Genomic DNA, 18,220 nt, shown 5'->3' with positions numbered 1-18,220 from the left:
CTCGAAAAAGTTTAATCACAAGGCTAGATCCTCAGGTGTGAATGTCATCTTGAACGATCGATAAGGATTAAAATCGCTGGGTTTCATACCCTGCATTTCCGTTAAACGGCCAATATTCTTGACCGCTGCCACTGCGGAGCTGTCGAACGGTCCGTCACCGCTGGATTTGGCAACCGTCACAGAGGTTACCGTACCATCTGGCAACATGCCGATCTGCAGCACCACTGTCATGTTTTTGCGCGCCGATGGCGGACGGGCCCACCCTTCTGCTGCACGAGCACGAATCAAGTCATCGAAACTGCCGGCGACCTCATCACCTTGCTCATCTGCCAGCGCCTGCTGGCGTTGCGGCGTATCGGAAAGCAAATCAGCCAAGGCTTGCGCCTTTTTCTCTTCGGTCGATTTACGAGCTGCTTCCACGGCCTTTTTCTTGGCGGCATCGGCAGCGGCCTTTTTCTTCGCATCTTCGGCGGATTTCTTTTTCGCCTCGTCTGCTACGGCCTTTTTCTTGGCGTCTTCAGCTGCTTTTTTCTTCGCATCTTCAGCCGCTTTTTTCTTGGCGTCTTCCGCGGCCTTTTTCTTGGCCTCTTCTTCCGCAGCCTTCTTGGCCTCTTCCTCGGATTTTTTCTTGGCTATGTCAGCCAGTTTTTTCTCTTCGGCTTTTTTGGCTTCAGTGGCCTTTTTGGCATCATCGGCTTTCTTGGCTTCATCAGCCTTCTTCGCCTCGTCTGCCTTTTTGGCCTCGCTCGCTTTGGCTTCGTCAGCCTTCTTGGCTTCTGCAGCTTTTTCGGCAGCCTCTTCTTTCTTTTGTTCCGCAGCTTTTACAGCTTCCTGCTCAACCTTCTTTTGTTCCATCTGCTCGACTTCGGTCTGGCGCGCGGCGGATTTCTTCGCCTCACCCGCAATCTTTTGATTGGTCTGGGTGGTCGCCTGACTTTTGGACTTGAGCTGGTACAAGGTCGCCTGAACAATCGGTTTGGAAGGCGGCAGTTCCGGAGTCATGGCAAAGCTGACAAACAGCAGGCCAAAAATCAGGACGTGCAACCCTACCGCCCAGACTGCAGGCCAAAAATAGTTTTCAGAGGCGGACGGCTCCCGCTGTTCGCGCATCAGGGAGCCTCGGTTATCAAGCCAACGTTACCGACCCCGGCCTTCTGCAGACCACCCATAGCCCCCATTACCGCCCCGTAATCCACGGTCTTGTCACCGCGAATAAACACCTGGGTGTGCTTGCCGCCTTCATTGCCTGCGCGGATGATCTTGGTCACGGCGTCAGTCATCTGGGGCAAGGTCATTGCCTTGTCCATCTGCTTGTCGGTGTCGACTTCGCTGCCAAGGTTCCAGAAATAGGTCTTGTCAGCCTTGATCGAAATGGTCAGAACCTGGGTATTGTTGTCTTGCGGCAAAGCCTCGCTGGAGACCTTGGGCAAATCAACCTTCACACCCTGGTTGAGCATCGGTGCGGTCACCATGAAAATGACCAGCAGCACCAGCATCACGTCGATGTAAGGCACTACGTTCATCTCGGCGACCGGCTTGCGCTTTTTACGCGCTCGAGCGATTAAAGCCATTGGAAATTACCTGCTTATTCTTCGCTGGTGTGCACTTTGCGGTGCAGGATCGCCTGGAATTCATCGGCGAAGGTGTAGTAGCGGCCGATCAGCGTTTCGCTACGGGCAGCAAAACGGTTGTAAGCAATAACTGCCGGGATGGCCGCGAACAAGCCGATGGCCGTTGCGATCAGTGCTTCGGCAATGCCTGGCGCTACAGTCGCCAGTGTCGCCTGCTGGGCAGTGGCCAGGCCACGGAAGGAGTTCATGATGCCCCATACGGTACCAAACAGGCCGATATACGGGCTTACGGAACCAACGGTGGCCAGGAACGGCAAGCTTTGTTCAAGCTTTTCTTCTTCACGGGAGATGGCCACGCGCATGGCACGCGCCACACCTTCCATAACCGCTTCAGGATCAACGCCCGGCTGCTGACGCAGACGCGAGAACTCTTTGAAACCGGCACGAAAGATTTGTTCCACGCCCGAGTCCGGATCCGGATTGCTACCTGCCTGACGATACAGTTTCGACAGGTCGATACCCGACCAAAAACGCTCTTCAAAGCTTTCAAGGGCACGTCGACCGGCGCGCAACATGGTGCTGCGCTGAAAAATCATGACCCACGAGGTAACCGATGCGGCCAGCAGGGTCAACATTACCAACTGCACAACAATGCTGGCATTGCTGACCAAGCTCCACATGGAGGAATGGTCGACGACGTTAGCTTCCACGCTTTATCTCCTGCTCTAAATGTTTACCCGCGCCGCTCACGTCGGCAAAGGCCGTACGTAGAGCTTCGGGAATGGCTCGGGGTTTAAAACTATCGGCGCGCACACAGGCCACCAAAAACTGCCCTTCACAGAGCAGCGTTGCATCTGCAGCCCGCCAGACCTGCTGCTTGAAACGCAGGCTGGCACGGTTGAGTTCCATCACTTGCGCACTTACCAACAGTTCGTCGTCCAGTCGCGCCGGTGCGTGGTAGCGCGCCTCGCTGGAATGCACGACAAATAACAGGTTCTCGCCTGCCAGCGCGGACTGGGCAAACCCCAATTCCCGCAGCCTTTCGGTTCGAGCCCGCTCCATAAACTTTAGATAATTTACGTAATACACGACGCCACCCGCATCGGTGTCCTCGTAATAAACGCGACAGCGATGTGCGAACGGCTCAAGCCTGTTTTGCGCGCGCATACTCTAGTGCTTACTCCTCAGGTTGCCAATCCGCCAAACCACTGTTTTTTACGCTTCTTGGCCTTTATGACCGAAGATTTTCAGCGCCAGTCCTTGAGACAGCAAAAACCTTAAAAAAATCGACCGCTAACGGCTTATTAATCATCCAAAGCATTCAGAAATTCGTCTACCACAGGCATATCGCCTAATCGTGACGGAATGTTTAAACCAAAGTGCAAATACGCATGCCGGGTCACAACGCGACCACGCGGCGTACGCATGATGTAACCCTGCTGAATCAGATACGGCTCCAGCACATCTTCAATCGTATGACGCTCTTCGCTGATTGCTGCGGCAAGGCTATCGACTCCCACAGGCCCGCCATCGAACTTCTCGATCATGGTCAGCAGCAATCGCCGGTCCTGATGATCAAAACCATGCTCATCTACGTCCAGCAGGTTCAACGCCAGGTCAGCGACCGGCTTGGTGATATGCCCCTTGGCACGCACCTCGGCAAAATCCCGCACACGACGCAGCAAACGGTTGGCGATACGCGGTGTCCCGCGAGCCCGCCGGGCAATTTCATACGCACCTTCAGGGTCGAGCGGCAAACCGAAGATACCCGCCGAGCGACTGACAATCGTCGCCAGGTCGTCAGTACTATAGAACTCCAGTCGCTGAACAATCCCGAAACGATCACGCAACGGGTTGGTCAGCATCCCGGCGCGCGTGGTCGCCCCCACCAGGGTAAAAGGCGGCAGATCGAGTTTGATGGAACGCGCAGCCGGCCCTTCGCCAATCATGATATCGAGCTGGAAGTCCTCCATGGCCGGGTAAAGCACTTCCTCGACAATGGGTGAAAGGCGATGGATTTCATCGATAAAGAGCACATCATGGGGCTCAAGGTTGGTCAGCAGCGCAGCCAGATCACCCGGGCGCTCCAGAACAGGCCCGGAAGTGCTCTTGATCGATACGCCCATTTCCTGGGCGATGATGTTGGCCAGCGTCGTCTTGCCCAGCCCGGGCGGCCCAAAGATCAATGTGTGATCCAGCGATTCGGCACGCCCGCGCGCAGCCTGGATAAACAGCTCCATCTGCTCGCGAACGGTGGGCTGGCCAATATAGTCGGCCAGGCTCAGAGGCCGAATCGCCCGATCCTGAACTTCTTCCCGGTCCCGCCCGCTTGAGGCTGTAATCAGTCGATCAGCTTCAATCACTTAAATCATCCCCTTGAGGGCTCGGCGAATCATGTCTTCACTGCTCAACGTTTTATCCTTGATCGCAGAAACCGCCTTGCTCGCTTCCTGAGGCTTATAGCCCAGGGAGATCAAGGCACTCACCGCATCACTTTCAGCGCTGGCGACCGGCACCGGAGCATCCGGCTGATTAGGGACCAGGGCGAACATGCTGGGTACTTGCTCCCACGCCTTGAAACGATCCTTCAACTCTACCAGCAGTCGTTCCGCGGTCTTTTTGCCCACCCCCGGAACCTTGGTCAAGGCCGATGTGTCCTGAGCCTGCACACAGCGCACAAGCTCATCGACTTCCAGGCTGGACATCAACGCCAGCGCCAGCTTGGGGCCGACGCCGTTGAGCCGGATCAGCTCACGAAAAAAGTCACGCTCGCGCTTGCCTATGAAACCATAGAGCAACTGGGCGTCTTCGCGAACCACAAGATGGGTATGCAGGGTCAGTGGCTCGCCGACAGACGGTAATCGATAAAGCGTGGTCATCGGTACTTCCAGCTCATAACCCAAGCCGTTTACATCGAGAATCAGGTGCGGCGGCTGTTTTTCAGCCAGAGTGCCGCGCAAGCGTCCAATCACGTTTCAGATCCTTTCACTGGCCAGATCAATGGCTGACAAATACAAAGACAGAGCCGCATCATTACAGATGAAGCCCTGTCAGGAAGCCCAATCCAGTTAAAAATTGCGTTTCACAGCCGCAAACGCCCGCCACGGCTACGGGCCGCACCCAGCCCGTGGGGCAGCAAGCTGGAGCGAGTGTGGGCATGGCACAAGGCAATCGCAAGGGCATCCGACGCATCGATTTGCGGCTTGCTGGTCAGCTTGAGCAGGTGCATGACCATCATCATCACCTGTTCTTTATTGGCGCCACCTGTACCCGCCACCGCCTGCTTGACCTGGGTTGCCGAATACTCGGCGATCTCCAGGTTTTCTTCGGCTCCCGCAACAATGGCCGCGCCCCTGGCCTGCCCCAGCTTGAGAGCCGAATCGGCATTGCGGGCCATAAACACCTTTTCGATGCCCATGGTGACAGGACCGTACGTCTGAATAACCTCACGCACCCCACGATAGACGATCTGCAACCGCTCATGCAGTTCGCCGCTCCCCGTACGAATACATCCCGAAGCCACGTACACACAGCCACGCCCAGTGTCTCGCACGACGCCATAACCGGTGATTCGCGAACCCGGATCGATACCAAGAATAAGAGTCATAACGCCTACAGCTTATGAAGTGATGCCCACCGGCACATACCCGGACAGCTTAAAGGCAGAAGCCGGAGGTGCCCAGCGCCGCGATTGTCGCGACGGAGCACCTCCGGCCTCTTGATTGACGCAATCGCTCAGGCAAGCTGTTCCAGGACGGCGTCAGGGATTTCAGCATTGGAGTAGACGTTTTGGACGTCATCCAGGTCTTCAAGCATGTCGATCAACTTGAGAACCTTTTCTGCGCCCTCCAGATCAAGCTCGGCACTGGTGGTCGGCAACATGACGATTTCAGCATCCGTCGGCTTGAAACCTGCCGCTTCCAGGGCGTTACGCACGGCATAGAAGCTGGAGAACGACGTGAACACATCGATGGAGCCATCTTCGTTGGTCACCACGTCGTCGGCATCGGCCTCCATCGCGGCTTCCATCAAGGCATCCTCATCAACGCCGGCTGCATAGGAGATCTGGCCCTTGCGCTCGAACAGATAGGCAACAGAACCGTCAGTACCCAGGTTGCCGCCACACTTGCTGAACGCATGGCGTACAGCCGCAGCAGTACGGTTACGGTTGTCGGTCATGCACTCGACCATTACGGCTACGCCACCCGGGCCATAGCCTTCGTAGCTCAATTCGACCATGTCATCGGTATCAGCCGCACCGGCACCACGGGCCACGGCGCGATCAATGATATCGCGACTCATGTTCGCCCCAAGGGCCTTGTCCAGCGCCAGACGCAGGCGCGGATTGGAACTCGGATCGCCGCCACCTTGACGGGCAGCAACGGTCAGTTCACGGATCCACTTGGTGAAAATCTTGCCTTTTTTGGCATCCTGACGCTCTTTGCGGTGCTTGATGTTCGCCCACTTAGAATGACCTGCCATAACGCACTCCGAATCCCTTTAAAAACCTTGCCAGGCCAAGGCCTGTCAATAAAAATTCTCGACCCCAAATGCAAAGGCGCACCCGAAGATGCGCCTTTGAAGGTCAGACTTACTCTGCCTTGGCTTGTTCGCGCAAACGAATATGCAGCTCGCGCAACGCTTTGGCGTCAACCACGCCAGGTGCTTGTGTCATGACACAGGCAGCACTCTGGGTTTTCGGGAAGGCAATCACTTCACGAATCGATTGTGCACCGGTCATCAGCATGACCAGACGATCCAGACCGAAGGCCAGGCCACCATGGGGCGGCGCGCCGTACTTCAGGGCGTCCAGCAGGAAGCCGAATTTCTCTTCCTGCTCGGCTTCTTCGATACCCAGCAGGCGGAATACCGCTTGCTGCATTTCCTTGCGGTGGATACGGATCGAACCGCCACCCAGCTCGGTACCGTTCAAGACCATATCGTAGGCACGGGAGATCGCGGTTGCCGGGTTGGCTTCCAGCTCTTCAGGCGAGCACTTCGGAGCAGTGAACGGGTGGTGCAAGGCGCTGAAGCTGCCGTCGTCGTTCTCTTCGAACATCGGGAAGTCGACCACCCACATAGGGGCCCACTCGCAGGTCAGCAGGTTCAGGTCGTTACCCACCTTGATACGCAGCGCGCCCAGGGCCTCGCTGACGATCTTGGCCTTGTCGGCACCGAAGAACACGATATCGCCATCGACGGCACCGACGCGATCCAGGATCACGTTCAGGTTGGCCTCAGGGATGTTTTTAACGATCGGCGACTGCAGACCTTCCACGCCTTTGGCGCGCTCGTTGACCTTGATGTACGCCAGGCCTTTGGCACCGTAGATGCCGACAAACTTGGTGTAGTCGTCGATCTGCTTGCGCGGCATGCTTGCAGCACCCGGAACCCGCAGGGCCGCAATACGGCATTTAGGGTCGTTGGCCGGGCCGCTGAACACTTTGAAATCCACGTCTTTGAGCTGATCGGCAACGTCAACCAGTTCCAGCGGGTTACGCAGGTCAGGCTTGTCGGAGCCGTAGCGGCGCATGGCCTCTTCGAAGGTCATGTGCGGGAATTCGCCGAATTCCAGATCCAGCACTTCCTTGAACAGGTTGCGGATCATGCCTTCGGTAAGGCCCATGATGTCTTTTTCATCGAGGAAGCTGGTTTCGATGTCGATCTGAGTGAACTCAGGCTGACGGTCAGCACGCAGGTCTTCGTCGCGGAAGCACTTGGCGATCTGGTAGTAGCGGTCAAAACCGGCCACCATCAGCAACTGCTTGAACAGCTGTGGCGATTGCGGCAGTGCAAAGAACGAACCGGCGTGAGTACGGCTAGGCACCAGGTAGTCACGGGCGCCTTCCGGGGTGGCACGGGTCAGGATCGGAGTTTCAACGTCCAGGAAACCGTTCTCGTCCAGGTAACGACGAATGCTGGTGGTCATGCGCGAACGCAGGCGCAGCTTCTCGAGCATTTCCGGGCGACGCAAGTCGATAAAGCGGTAGCGCAAACGGGTTTCTTCGCCGACATCCGAGAATTCGTTAAGCGGGAATGGCGGGGTTTCTGCTTCGTTCAGCACTTCCAGCTCATAGCCCAGCACTTCGATCATGCCCGACGCCATGTTGGTATTGCCTGCACCGGCAGGACGCAGACGTACCTTGCCGGTGATCTTGACAACATACTCGCTGCGCACACGGTCGGCAGCGGCGAAGGTCTCAGCGCGATCCGGGTCGAAAACCACCTGGGCCAGACCATCACGATCACGGATATCGAGGAAAATCACCCCACCGTGGTCACGGCGACGGTGAACCCATCCGCAAAGGGTAATTTCCTGGCCGTCCAGGCTTTCGTTCAGTTGGCCGCAATAATGGCTGCGCATCATGGTAGTGGTTTCACTTCTCGTAATTCGAAATTCGGTGGAGGTCTTGCGCACCGTCGGTGCTGGTAACCTTGCAAGAGCCCGCTTGTGTTCTGACTGCTTTCGCTAGACCTCAGTCGGATTTATCGCCGCCTGCCAGATTCTTTTTCGAGCCTGTCTTGAAGTCTGTTTCATACCAGCCTGTACCGCTAAGGCGGAAACCCGGCATGGACAGCATTTTCTTCAGCTCGGGGGCCTGACAGGCTGGACAATCAACCAGCGGTGCAGCGCTGATCTTTTGAATGGCTTCCAGCTGATGACCACAGGAAGCGCACTGGTAATCGTACATGGGCATTGGCGTGTCTCGACAATCCGTTAGCGGCAACCCTTAAGCAGGGCCGCACAGCAAAGAGCGAGATTATATCTGGTAAATCGAGCCATTGCAGCCGCATGAACAGCCAGAAGCACCTAAATGCATCATAAATAGTGGGCGATTACAAGCCGTCGAGCATGCACCTCCAGCCGGCTGCGGCCTTCAACCCGCAAACACCTGCTGCTGTTTTACCTCCTGAAGGCCGCGACCCATTTTCAACAAGTGCATGACGCAGACGACCCGAATGAACCCACTGAAGTTCTTCACCCCGCCATGGCGCAAGTGAACCTCCAGGTCGATATAGGACAGCAGCGTATTTATTGAACACTTGTTGATACGTGATATATCGGACAACACCTCCCAATACACTTCCTCAAGCCGCAAACAGGTGGCAAAGCCATTCAACCGTACCGAACGTGATAATGGCCGGGCCAGCGTGATGCCAAAGTCCAGAATGGCAGGGTCAATCCTGACCCTCTGCATTGATCTGCACCCGGCATTTTCTTGCCGCATCAATCGCCCCATCGCAAAAGCACTCCATTGCGCATCATTGGATTTGATTACTCTTTTTTCAAAGAACTTGCCTCATAAAACGACATGTAAAAATTCTTATCCAGCGGATCAAACCCGCAAATCTGTAGGAGCGCTCTCGCTACGTGCGGCGAATATGGTCATGGACGGAGCAGGCAGCACCCCCATCAGATCACACCACCCCCCAACCCCCAGACCAGAGGCCTACATGCGTCTAAGACAAGGCTTTCGTAATAAGCTGATTTTGCCTAGGCCTCATCGAACAGTCTCACTCACAGATAGACCCATACGCTTAATTTGAGTAGACCCAAGCTTTGCTGTTAAATAGGCAGCGTGTTGCCCAATTTTCGCCTCCGGCGAGGGCGCATAGGCTGATGAACTCACGTGTCCAGCGCCTCCATTTTTTCTGAAGCGAACCGTGCGCAATCAGCTCTTCCTTGCGATCTATCTTAATGTGAGTCATTGAAATGTTGAAAATCGTCCACCTGATAACGGGTGCAGCGGCTTTGCTGCTGTCCTTTATTCCCAGCCTGCAATCTGAAGCTTTACCTTACCTACAACATCCTGATGCCCTTTACCTGGCGTTTTTTGGCCTGCTGAACCTGACACTGGCCCCAGTCATTCCATTCTGGAATAAAGGCCCGCGCCATCAACTGCAGAATCTGGTCAGTGCGCTGCTGGTACTGTCCGTTGTCCTGCAGACCCTGACCCTGTTCGGCCTGCTGCTGCCGATTGGTGATCAGCCCGCTGTTCTCCTGGGCCTGACACCTGCTGTTATTGCCGTACTGCTTCATCTTGCTGTCAGCTTCTATAAATCGTCACCTTCGTCGTCCTCGCAAAGCTATGACATGACCAACCGCGATACAGGGACTGTCAAATGGTTCAACACCTCAAAGGGTTTCGGCTTTATCTCCCGAGATTCCGGTGATGATATTTTTGTACACTTCCGCGCCATTCGTGGCGAGGGCCACCGTGTTTTGGTGGAAGGGCAACGTGTCGAGTTCTCGGTCATGAACCGCGACAAGGGCCTGCAGGCCGAAGACGTGATCGCAGCATTGCCGCGCCGCTGATTCAAGCCTGAAAAAAAACCGCGATCAGCCAGGCTGAATCGCGGTTTTTTTATGCCTGCACAAAACAATCAATAGTGCGGTGGCGGAGCCTCTTCTTCAAACGACTCGAACTGCCCGCCCATTTCCTCCTGGCGCTTGAGCAAGGCGGCCATCTGCATCTGCAGACGATCCACGGTGTTCTGCTGGGCCACCAGTACATCATTCAATGCCTGAATGGTGTCATCCTGAAAAGCCACGCGGCTTTCAAGGTCCATCACTCGCGCTTCAAGCGTCACGATCAACCCTCCGAAATAGTAAAACTTGCATCAAGAGCCGATGCCAGCCTGTCCCGGACAGCACGCACCTCTGCCGGCGCATAGGGTTTTGCAGGATGCTTGCCCCAGACAGGCCCTGGCCATGCCACATCAGCCCGGTAACGAACAATCACATGCATGTGCAACTGACTGACGACATTACCCAGGGTGGCAACATTGATTTTATCCGCACCGTACGACTCTTTCAGCACCCGCGCCAAAGCCGTGGTCTCAGCCCACATCCGCTGTTGGTCGGCGTCATCCAATTGAAACAGTTCAGTTATACCCTCGCGTCGCGGCACCAGGATAAACCAGGGGTAATTCGAATCATTGGAAAGCAGCAAGCGGCACAAGGGGAAGTCCCCTATCAGCCAGGTATCCTCTTGAAGACGTGTATCCAAAGCGAACACTGGGAGCTCTCCTGTTTGACCGTTCATTTCAGCACAACCCGGCACCCGGTGACATTCACCGCAGGCCAGACGACAGGAATCAAGGATACCCTTGATTGCGACTGGCATCACGCCTCCAGCCCTGCACGCACCGCAAATGCGACGCTGCACGCCCAAGCAACAGTGCTCGAACACTTATGCACCAAAACTGCACAAAGCGCATGTTTCAAGCGCGCCAAAACGTCACCTGCCACCCCAGCGGGTGTTAACCGGTAACGCTTAAGGCGTAAATCCGGGATAGGCACCACTCCTTGCAACAAAAAACAACACCCTGAAGGCAGCTTTATCGCCGTTTGACCCAAGCAAGATCAGGCCTCATAGCTCAAAAACGCAGAATATTATTTATTTTTCATCCAGGCAGGAATTTGAGCACGCTTGTTGCATAGATCATTGACACAGTCGCCAGGCCTGAGCAGGAGCACAGCAACCCGACGATAAATAACAATAGCTAAACAGTAGGAATTTTGAGTTTTCATTGTAGGCAACATGAAATCAATCATATGCCCAACACTGGAAACAGTACTGAATAGATGCTCAAACAAGGCTCTAAGCGGCGCGCTTGCGACATGTGGGGTGCCATTTGCGACATGGCTGTAAAGAAGCTGAAAGGTTATGAGAGCAAGTATCGCCAATATTGCCGGCGTGATATAAGTTTGCGCCGACACAAAAAGAAAGAGCCGCCCAGATAATAATTCAGGTGGGACGGCAGTACTCTTCCTAAAAACCAAAGGAGCAAATCACGATGCGCGTGATGAAGTGGAGCATGATCGCCCTGGCTGTTTCAGCCGGCACTACTCAGTTCGCAATGGCTTCGTCCCAGGACGACGCAAAAGGTTTCGTTGAAGACAGCACGCTGACTTCCAAAACCCGCATGCTGTACATGAACCGCGACTTCCGTAACGGTGCTGGCAACAAGCAGCAGGCCGATGGTTCGTTCAAAAGCGGCTACCGTGAAGATTGGGGCCTGAGCGAGCTGCTTAACTACCAGTCCGGCTTCACCCAAGGCACCATTGGTGTCGGTGTTGATGCTTTCGCCATGGGTACTGCACGCCTGGATGGCGGTGCCGGTCGCCAGGGCAACGGCCTGTTCGCCAGCAAAAGCGATGGCTCCCCTGAAGATACCCAAGGGAAAATCGGCGGCGCGGTCAAATTCCGCCTGTCCGACACCGAGCTGAAATACGGCAACCAGTTCGTCGCCAGCCCGGTTTTCTCCACTGACGACAGCCGCCTGCTGCCTGAGGTTGCTACCGGCACCCTGATCACCAGCAAGGAAATCAAAGGCCTGGAGCTGACCGCAGGTCGCTTCACCGCACTGAGCTCCCAGACTGGCATGGCCCGTGACAGCATCAACGGCAAAGGTGAGCCAGGCCTGACCGCCGCCAATATTGCCGGCGCAACCTACCAGTTCACTGACAACTTCGTCGGCGGCATTGCCGCATCCGATGTTGATGACTACTTCAAGAAGCAGTACATCAACCTGAACTACACCCTGCCAATCGCAGAGTCTCAAGCCCTGAACTTCGACTTCAACGGCTACAGAACCTCGAGCCAGGGTCAGGAACGCGCCGGCGACGTTGACAACAAAATCTGGAGCCTGGCAGCCGCCTATAGCCTGGGCGCCCACAAGTTCACCATCGCTCACCAGCGCTCCACCGGTGACAGCGCTTACTACTACGGCGTAGACGGCGGCGGTACTATTTTCCTCGCCAACTCCGTGCAATATTCCGACTTCAACCAGCGTGACGAACGCTCCTGGCAGGGTCGCTACGACCTGAACATGGCCAGCTACGGCGTGCCAGGCCTGAGCTTCATGGCTCGCTACGTTAAAGGCGACAACATCTCCACGACTGATGGCGAAGGCAAAGAGCACGAATTCGACTTCGAAACCAAGTACGTGTTGCAGGAAGGCCCGGCCAAAGACCTGTCTTTGCGTCTGCGTAGCGCGATCTACCGCACCACCAGCAACAACGGCAATGACGTAAACGACTTGCGCCTGATTGCTGAATACCCACTGAACATCTTGTAATAACAGCCCTGGGGCTAGTTACAAACATAATGCTTAGTCAAAGCCACGCCCTGTCTCAGGGCGTGGCTTTTTATTTATCGGTTAAAAACCATATATATAGCAAGCTAACTAACATCACTAAATGCAATCAATTATCACTTATTTATCTTTACCCAAACCAACATAGACCCCTGCCCTGGCCAGGGGACAAAAACAATTAAAGGGGCCTTAGCCCCTTTAATTGTTTATCCAGACCTGACTCAATAATCAGGTGCAGTTCCCGGCCTTATTCCGCAGCCACTTCCTGAACCACACGTACTACACGCTGCGGAAAAGGAATATCAATACCTTCAGCCTTCAAGCGGTCACGCGAATGCTCGTTGAGCATAAAGAGTACATCCCAGTAATCCGGGGTGTTGACCCAAACCCGCAGCGACATGGTGATAGCACTGTCGCCCAAGGCAGTCACCACAACGACCGGAGCAGGCTGCTTCAGCACGCGCGGGTCATCGGCCAGCGCCAACAACACTTCACGCACCTTCTGCAGATCAGCTTCGTAGTCCACACCCACATCAAACACCACCTTGCGCGTCGGCTGACGGTTGTAGTTGGTGATGATGCCGTTGGACAGGTTACCGTTTGGCACGATGACGGTTTTGTTGTCACCGGTACGCAGCACCGTGTGGAAAATCTGAATGCTGTCGACAGTCCCGCTTACACCTTGAGCTTCGATCCAGTCACCGATCTTGAACGGGCGGAACAACAGAATCAGTACCCCACCTGCAAAGTTGGCCAGGCTGCCCTGCAATGCCAGGCCAATGGCCAGACCTGCCGCACCGATGGCTGCCACAAACGAGGTGGTCTGAATACCGATCATCGATGCAACACTGACAATCAGCAATATCTTGAGAATGATATTGGCCAGGCTGCTGATAAAGCCCTGCAGCGCAAGATCCGCCTTTCTCAACGCCAGCAACTGACCGATCTTGGTCGTCAGGCGGTTAATCAGCCACCAGCCGACAGCCAGGGTAACCAGTGCCAGCAGCACGCGACTGCCGTACTCCATGATCATCGGAACCCAGGCCTGGGAGGCCTTGATCAATTGATCAACTTCAGTGTTCAAATCCATTTTTATCTCCTCACGCCATTACCTGCCAGCGTCATTTATTCAGCAAAACGATCGAGCCACCCTGGCAGCTCAATCGTTTCTGCAGCGCCCAGGAAAATCGGACGTCAATGATCGCCAGAGGTTCCCCGGGTGGTGATCAGTCGCGGAAGTTGTTGAACTGCAGCGGCATGTCGAACGTCTTGGCACGCAACGCAGCGATGGCTTCTTGCAGGTCATCACGTTTTTTACCCGTGATACGCACTTGCTCGCCCTGAATGGCGGCCTGAACCTTGAGCTTGGCGTCCTTGACATGAGCGACGATCTTTTTCGCCAGCTCTTTATCAATGCCTTCCTTGAGCACCGCTTCCTGCTTCATCAACTTGCCCGAAGCGTAAGCGTCCTTGACCTCAAGGCACTGAACGTCGATCTTGCGCTTGACCAGTGCCAGCTTGAGGATCTCGATCATGGCTTCGAGCTGGAAGTCGGCTTCAGCGGTCAAGTTGACCGTCAAATCCTTTTCCTTGAACTCGAAAGTACCTTTACCCTTGAGGTCATAACGACGGTCCAGCTCCTTGACGGCGTTCTCGACGGCGTTGGTGACTTCGTGCTTGTCCAGTTCGGATACCACGTCGAACGACGGCATGTAATTTCTCCAATAATAAACGGCGCGCTCAACACAGATGGAGCACGCCTGACCTGACAGTTAAAATGCGCGGGCATTATAGCGGTTCTTCGACTTCATTCACTTGCGAGCTCACATGCCAGATTCGGCCATCCCCCAAAATCCCCCAAACGCACCGGCACGGGCTAGCACCACCTGGCACATTCTCGGTGCAGGCAGCATGGGGATGCTGTGGGCAACACGACTGGCACGCGCCGGCCTGCCCGTCACCCTCATTCTGCGCAACGACGACCGCCTGCAAGCCTATAAAGCCGTGCAAAAGTTGACCCTGATTGAAGGCGAAGATTCGCAACACTGGCCCATCAGCGCACAAACCCCTGAAACCGACGAGCCTATCCAGCGCTTGCTGGTCACCTGCAAGGCATACGACGCCGAGCAGGCGGTCAAGCAAATCGCCGGGCGCCTGAGCCCGGGTGCCGAACTGATCCTGTTGCAAAATGGCCTCGGCAGCCAGCAGGCCGTCGCTGCGCAGGTACCCCACGCGCGTTGCATCTTCGCCTCCAGCACTGAAGGCGCCTATCGCGATGGCGACTGGCGCGTAGTGTTTGCCGGGCGTGGCCATACCTGGCTGGGCGACCCACGTCATGGCCCTGCCCCTCAATGGCTGGAAGAGCTTCAACTCAGCGCCATTGCCAATGAATGGAGCCCGAATATTCTGAGCAGGTTGTGGCGCAAACTGGCACTAAACTGTGCGATTAACCCACTGACGGTGCTCCATGATTGCCGCAACGGCGGCTTGCAAGCCCATGATGCCGAAGTGAACACCCTGTGCGCCGAACTCAGCGCCTTGCTGGAACACTGCGGCCAGGCAGAAGCCGCCATCGACCTGGCCACCGAGGTGCACCGGGTCATCCAGGCGACAGCCAACAATTATTCATCGATGCACCAAGATGTCAGCCAGGGCCGGCGCACCGAAATCAGTTACTTGCTGGGCTACGCTTGCACTGCCGCCCGCAACCGATCGTTCGCCGCCCCCTGTCTGCAGGGTCTGCACCAACGCTTGAGCGAACACCTGCGCCAGCGCGGATTGCCCTGCAACTGAGGGCCGCGCTACCCTGCCCTTCTGTTCTTTTATCAAATGGCCATCTCATGCCCTTGCGCCAGCGCCTTGAAAACCTCCCGGTAGGCCAGAAGCTGCTGACCGCCCTGCTCGCCTTGCTGGCCACCGTATTGCTGGTGGCCAACTTGACGTTTATCAGCGTCGCGTACTGGATCTCCCACGAGAGCACGGCTCCGCAAGCCCTGCAAACCTTGGGCAAGCTGACCGCAAACCCCGACCTGATCACCCACGCACTGGACTCGCCGCAAAGCGCCAAAGCCCTGCTCAACGAGATCGGCAGCTACGCCCCCCTGCGTGCTGCCGCCATTTATGACAGCGCGGGCAACCTGCTGGGACAACTGCAACACGGCGAACACCTGCCACTTCCGGAGCACTATCGTCAACTTGAGGCCTGGAGCCTCACCGAACTGCGCAGCCATCAAATCACCCGCCTGCATAACGGCGACCAACCCCCCGGGCATTTGTTGCTGATCGCCAGCAGCGAACTGCCAATGGCGTTCTATACCGGCACGCTAACGGCCAGCCTGGGCATTCTGATCATCAGCGCTTTGCTCTGGTTCGTGGTGGCGCGGCAGATCAAGCGCCTGATTACCCAGCCTATTCACCGCCTTGAAGAACTGTCCCGCCAGGTCACTCGCGAGGAGAACTACGCATTGCGCGCGGCGCCCGGCAACAACGACGAAATCGGTAGCCTGGCCGAGGCATTCAACACCATGCTGTCGCGCATTGAAGTACGCGATCAAGCGCTCAAACGCGCACGGGACGAGGCCCGACAGGCGTACGATCAAGCGCAGTCGCTGGCCGAAGAAACCCGCAACACCAATCGCAAGCTGGAACTGGAAGTCCAGGTACGCAGCAAAATCGAGAAAAAACTTACCGGTTTTCAGAACTACCTCAACTGCATCATCGACTCCATGCCTTCGGCGCTGATTGCACTGGACGAACAGCTCTATGTCACCCAATGGAACCAGGAAGCCAGCGCCCTCTCCGGCACGCAGCTGGATGAAGCCCTGAACAAGCCCATCGAGCTGGCATTTGAACCTCTCAAGCCCTTCCTGCCGCAACTCAAAGACACCATTGAGCACCACCAGGTCGCAAAAATTGAACGCGTTACCTGGAATCAGGGCGAGGAAGCCCGCCACTATGCCCTGACCTTTTACCCCCTGATGGGCGGTGGTGGACGCGGCGTGGTGATCCGCATCGATGACATCACCCAGCGCCTGTCGCTGGAAGACATGATGGTGCAATCGGAAAAAATGCTTTCCGTAGGCGGGCTGGCTGCCGGTATGGCTCACGAAATCAACAATCCGCTGGGAGCGATCCTGCATAACGTACAGAACATTCGCAGGCGCCTGTCGAGCGAGTTGCCCAAGAACATCGAACAAGCCGAGCAGACCGGCATCGACCTGGAGGTGGTCAACCACTACCTGCAGGCCCGGGAAATTCCGCAGCTACTTGATGGCATTCAACAGGCCGGTGCACGCGCGGCGAAAATTGTCACCCATATGCTCAGCTTCAGCCGCCGCAGCAACCGGCAGATGAGCCCCTGTGATCTGTCCGCCCTGATTGACCAGGCTCTGGACATCGCCAGCAATGATTTCGACCTGGCCATTGGTTTTGACTTTATGGGACAAGCCATCACTCGCCAGTTCGACCCGCAACTGGGACCGGTGCCCGGCATCCCCAACGAGCTGGAGCAGGTGCTGCTCAATTTGCTGAAGAACGCCGCCCAGGCCATTCATCAACGTGCCGATCAGAGCGAGCCGGGACGCATAACCCTGCGCACCAGGCTCAACCCGCCCTGGGCGGAAATACAGGTCGAAGACAACGGTGCCGGTATGCCCGAGGCGGTGCGCAAACGAATTTTCGAGCCCTTCTTCACCACCAAGGAAGTTGGCCAGGGCACAGGGCTTGGCCTGTCCGTGTCGTACTTCATCATTACCAACAACCACAAGGGCCAAATGGAAGTGCACTCAACCCAGGGCCAAGGCACCTGTTTTACCCTGCGCCTGCCCTTGGCCGGCAACCAGCCGGCCTCCCCCGAACCAACCAACGTGGAAATGTAACCATGGGCTTTCGCTTATCGAAAATTTATACCCGCACCGGCGACAAGGGCGAAACAGGGCTTGGCGACGGTCGCCGTGTGCCCAAGGATCACCCGCGCATAGAAGCCATCGGCGAAGTCGATACGCTTAACAGCCAGGTCGGCCTGCTCCTGGCCGGGCTCATCGAGCACAGTGCCAGCCAGCCGGGGCTCAACGAGCTGATCGAGGTGCTTGAGCCGTGTCAGCACCGTTTGTTTGACCTGGGGGGTGAGTTGGCGATGCCGGAATATCAGGCACTTAACGCCGCCGAGATTGAACGGCTTGAAACTGCGATCGATCGCTGGAATGAGGAGCTGGGGCCACTGGAGAACTTCATTCTACCCGGCGGCTCGAGCCTGATAGCCCAGGCCCATGTTTGCCGCAGCCTGGCACGTAGTGCCGAACGCCGCTGCCAGCAGCTCAATGCATTGGAGCCACTGGCAGGTGTGGGGCTGGCGTATATCAATCGCTTGTCTGACTTGCTGTTTGTCGCCGCGCGCCTGATTGCCAAGCGCCAGGGGGTTGCAGAGATCCTGTGGCAGGCGGCAGCCAAACCAAAGGCTTGATGTCGTTCATTTGTAGTCGCTCTACTCGTCAGCGACTACAGGAAAAACTGAATCTGTGGGAGCGAGCCTGCTCGCGAAGGTCGTT

20 protein-coding genes are annotated in these 18,220 nt (G+C 56.2%); 5 read left to right on the top strand and 15 right to left on the bottom strand.

Annotated features, from left to right (window positions below; translation table 11 throughout):
• Positions 1 to 15: 15 nt before the first annotated feature.
• From tolA to EQV96_RS09180, 11 genes are all read right to left on the bottom strand, one after another.
• Positions 16 to 1,110, bottom strand: coding sequence for a cell envelope integrity protein TolA (gene tolA, locus EQV96_RS09230; protein ID WP_095001775.1), 1,095 nt, complete (start codon positions 1,108 to 1,110; stop codon positions 16 to 18).
• Entirely contained in the window at positions 1,110 to 1,562 is a 453-nt protein-coding gene (tolR, locus tag EQV96_RS09225) for a protein TolR (RefSeq protein ID WP_162200692.1), read from the bottom strand. The genes tolA and tolR overlap by 1 nt, the downstream gene beginning before the upstream one ends.
• Positions 1,563 to 1,585: 23 nt before the next feature.
• Complete coding sequence (gene tolQ, locus EQV96_RS09220) at positions 1,586 to 2,281, bottom strand: protein TolQ (RefSeq protein WP_048363571.1); 696 nt, start codon at positions 2,279 to 2,281, stop codon at positions 1,586 to 1,588.
• Positions 2,271 to 2,738, bottom strand: a complete 468-nt coding sequence (ybgC, locus tag EQV96_RS09215; protein WP_016782230.1) for a tol-pal system-associated acyl-CoA thioesterase — start codon at positions 2,736 to 2,738, stop codon at positions 2,271 to 2,273. The genes tolQ and ybgC overlap by 11 nt, the downstream gene beginning before the upstream one ends.
• Positions 2,739 to 2,875: 137 nt before the next feature.
• A complete protein-coding gene (gene ruvB / locus EQV96_RS09210) occupies positions 2,876 to 3,934 on the bottom strand; it encodes a Holliday junction branch migration DNA helicase RuvB (protein ID WP_095001776.1) in 1,059 nt (352 codons plus the stop codon).
• Positions 3,935 to 4,543, bottom strand: a complete 609-nt coding sequence (gene ruvA / locus EQV96_RS09205; RefSeq protein ID WP_095001777.1) for a Holliday junction branch migration protein RuvA — start codon at positions 4,541 to 4,543, stop codon at positions 3,935 to 3,937.
• 110 nt (positions 4,544 to 4,653) lie between these two features.
• Positions 4,654 to 5,178, bottom strand: coding sequence for a crossover junction endodeoxyribonuclease RuvC (ruvC, locus tag EQV96_RS09200; RefSeq protein ID WP_029611572.1), 525 nt, complete (start codon positions 5,176 to 5,178; stop codon positions 4,654 to 4,656).
• Between the two features lie 128 nt (positions 5,179 to 5,306).
• On the bottom strand, positions 5,307 to 6,053 hold the full coding sequence (locus EQV96_RS09195) for a YebC/PmpR family DNA-binding transcriptional regulator (protein ID WP_016782226.1): 747 nt from the start codon (positions 6,051 to 6,053) through the stop codon (positions 5,307 to 5,309).
• Positions 6,054 to 6,162: 109 nt separating this feature from the next.
• Positions 6,163 to 7,938 (bottom strand): aspartate--tRNA ligase, encoded by a 1,776-nt coding sequence (gene aspS / locus EQV96_RS09190; protein ID WP_016782225.1) that lies wholly within the window; start codon positions 7,936 to 7,938, stop codon positions 6,163 to 6,165.
• Positions 7,939 to 8,047: 109 nt separating this feature from the next.
• Entirely contained in the window at positions 8,048 to 8,269 is a 222-nt protein-coding gene (locus EQV96_RS09185; RefSeq protein WP_029611571.1) for a zinc ribbon domain-containing protein, read from the bottom strand.
• A 180-nt stretch (positions 8,270 to 8,449) separates the two neighbouring features.
• On the bottom strand, positions 8,450 to 8,812 hold the full coding sequence (locus tag EQV96_RS09180) for a ribbon-helix-helix domain-containing protein (RefSeq protein ID WP_095001778.1): 363 nt from the start codon (positions 8,810 to 8,812) through the stop codon (positions 8,450 to 8,452).
• Between the two features lie 473 nt (positions 8,813 to 9,285).
• Between EQV96_RS09180 and EQV96_RS23255 the strand changes: the two genes are divergently transcribed.
• Positions 9,286 to 9,888 (top strand): cold-shock protein, encoded by a 603-nt coding sequence (locus EQV96_RS23255; RefSeq protein WP_095001779.1) that lies wholly within the window; start codon positions 9,286 to 9,288, stop codon positions 9,886 to 9,888.
• Positions 9,889 to 9,956: 68 nt separating this feature from the next.
• Here the strand turns inward: EQV96_RS23255 and EQV96_RS09170 are convergent, their stop codons facing one another.
• Together EQV96_RS09170 and EQV96_RS09165 are read right to left on the bottom strand one after the other, a co-directional pair.
• Positions 9,957 to 10,163, bottom strand: a complete 207-nt coding sequence (locus EQV96_RS09170) for a SlyX family protein (protein ID WP_095019267.1) — start codon at positions 10,161 to 10,163, stop codon at positions 9,957 to 9,959.
• 2 nt (positions 10,164 to 10,165) lie between these two features.
• Positions 10,166 to 10,591 (bottom strand): HIT domain-containing protein, encoded by a 426-nt coding sequence (locus EQV96_RS09165; protein ID WP_095001781.1) that lies wholly within the window; start codon positions 10,589 to 10,591, stop codon positions 10,166 to 10,168.
• A gap of 781 nt (positions 10,592 to 11,372) precedes the next feature.
• Between EQV96_RS09165 and EQV96_RS09160 the strand changes: the two genes are divergently transcribed.
• A complete protein-coding gene (locus EQV96_RS09160; RefSeq protein ID WP_240881771.1) occupies positions 11,373 to 12,656 on the top strand; it encodes an OprD family porin in 1,284 nt (427 codons plus the stop codon).
• 265 nt (positions 12,657 to 12,921) lie between these two features.
• Here EQV96_RS09160 and EQV96_RS09155 read toward each other — a convergent pair whose 3' ends face one another.
• Positions 12,922 to 13,764, bottom strand: a complete 843-nt coding sequence (locus EQV96_RS09155; protein WP_130872086.1) for a mechanosensitive ion channel family protein — start codon at positions 13,762 to 13,764, stop codon at positions 12,922 to 12,924.
• A gap of 136 nt (positions 13,765 to 13,900) precedes the next feature.
• Entirely contained in the window at positions 13,901 to 14,386 is a 486-nt protein-coding gene (locus EQV96_RS09150; RefSeq protein WP_007906601.1) for a YajQ family cyclic di-GMP-binding protein, read from the bottom strand.
• A gap of 115 nt (positions 14,387 to 14,501) precedes the next feature.
• Here EQV96_RS09150 and EQV96_RS09145 point away from each other — a divergent pair, with 115 nt between their 5' ends.
• From EQV96_RS09145 to EQV96_RS09135, 3 genes are read left to right on the top strand one after another with little or no spacing between them, the layout of a single operon-like run.
• Positions 14,502 to 15,467, top strand: coding sequence for a putative 2-dehydropantoate 2-reductase (locus tag EQV96_RS09145; RefSeq protein WP_095022948.1), 966 nt, complete (start codon positions 14,502 to 14,504; stop codon positions 15,465 to 15,467).
• Between the two features lie 47 nt (positions 15,468 to 15,514).
• Positions 15,515 to 17,551 (top strand): ATP-binding protein, encoded by a 2,037-nt coding sequence (locus EQV96_RS09140; RefSeq protein WP_095001785.1) that lies wholly within the window; start codon positions 15,515 to 15,517, stop codon positions 17,549 to 17,551.
• A 2-nt stretch (positions 17,552 to 17,553) separates the two neighbouring features.
• Positions 17,554 to 18,135, top strand: a complete 582-nt coding sequence (locus EQV96_RS09135) for a cob(I)yrinic acid a,c-diamide adenosyltransferase (protein ID WP_095001786.1) — start codon at positions 17,554 to 17,556, stop codon at positions 18,133 to 18,135.
• The last annotated feature ends 85 nt before the right edge of the window (positions 18,136 to 18,220 follow it).

Source organism: Pseudomonas sp. TMW22080, assembly GCF_022496745.1.
In the GTDB taxonomy this organism is placed as follows: Bacteria; Pseudomonadota; Gammaproteobacteria; order Pseudomonadales; family Pseudomonadaceae; genus Aquipseudomonas; species Aquipseudomonas bubulae.
The sequence above is the reverse complement of the archived record's forward strand: the minus strand, read 5'-3'. Positions and strand labels throughout refer to the sequence as shown.

Bases quoted from the DNA above. Each gene is read 5' to 3' on its own strand.
- tolA (WP_095001775.1), bottom strand. From the start codon at position 1,110: ATGCGCGAACAGCGGGAGCCGTCCGCCTCTGAAAACTATTTTTGGCCT.
- ybgC (WP_016782230.1), bottom strand. From the start codon at position 2,738: ATGCGCGCGCAAAACAGGCTTGAGCCGTTCGCACATCGCTGTCGCGTT.
- ruvC (WP_029611572.1), bottom strand. From the start codon at position 5,178: ATGACTCTTATTCTTGGTATCGATCCGGGTTCGCGAATCACCGGTTAT.
- EQV96_RS09195 (WP_016782226.1), bottom strand. From the start codon at position 6,053: ATGGCAGGTCATTCTAAGTGGGCGAACATCAAGCACCGCAAAGAGCGT.
- aspS (WP_016782225.1), bottom strand. From the start codon at position 7,938: ATGATGCGCAGCCATTATTGCGGCCAACTGAACGAAAGCCTGGACGGC.
- EQV96_RS09185 (WP_029611571.1), bottom strand. From the start codon at position 8,269: ATGCCCATGTACGATTACCAGTGCGCTTCCTGTGGTCATCAGCTGGAA.
- EQV96_RS09180 (WP_095001778.1), bottom strand. From the start codon at position 8,812: ATGGGGCGATTGATGCGGCAAGAAAATGCCGGGTGCAGATCAATGCAG.
- EQV96_RS23255 (WP_095001779.1), top strand. From the start codon at position 9,286: ATGTTGAAAATCGTCCACCTGATAACGGGTGCAGCGGCTTTGCTGCTG.
- EQV96_RS09160 (WP_240881771.1), top strand. From the start codon at position 11,373: ATGCGCGTGATGAAGTGGAGCATGATCGCCCTGGCTGTTTCAGCCGGC.
- EQV96_RS09155 (WP_130872086.1), bottom strand. From the start codon at position 13,764: ATGGATTTGAACACTGAAGTTGATCAATTGATCAAGGCCTCCCAGGCC.
- EQV96_RS09150 (WP_007906601.1), bottom strand. From the start codon at position 14,386: ATGCCGTCGTTCGACGTGGTATCCGAACTGGACAAGCACGAAGTCACC.
- EQV96_RS09145 (WP_095022948.1), top strand. From the start codon at position 14,502: ATGCCAGATTCGGCCATCCCCCAAAATCCCCCAAACGCACCGGCACGG.
- EQV96_RS09140 (WP_095001785.1), top strand. From the start codon at position 15,515: ATGCCCTTGCGCCAGCGCCTTGAAAACCTCCCGGTAGGCCAGAAGCTG.
- EQV96_RS09135 (WP_095001786.1), top strand. From the start codon at position 17,554: ATGGGCTTTCGCTTATCGAAAATTTATACCCGCACCGGCGACAAGGGC.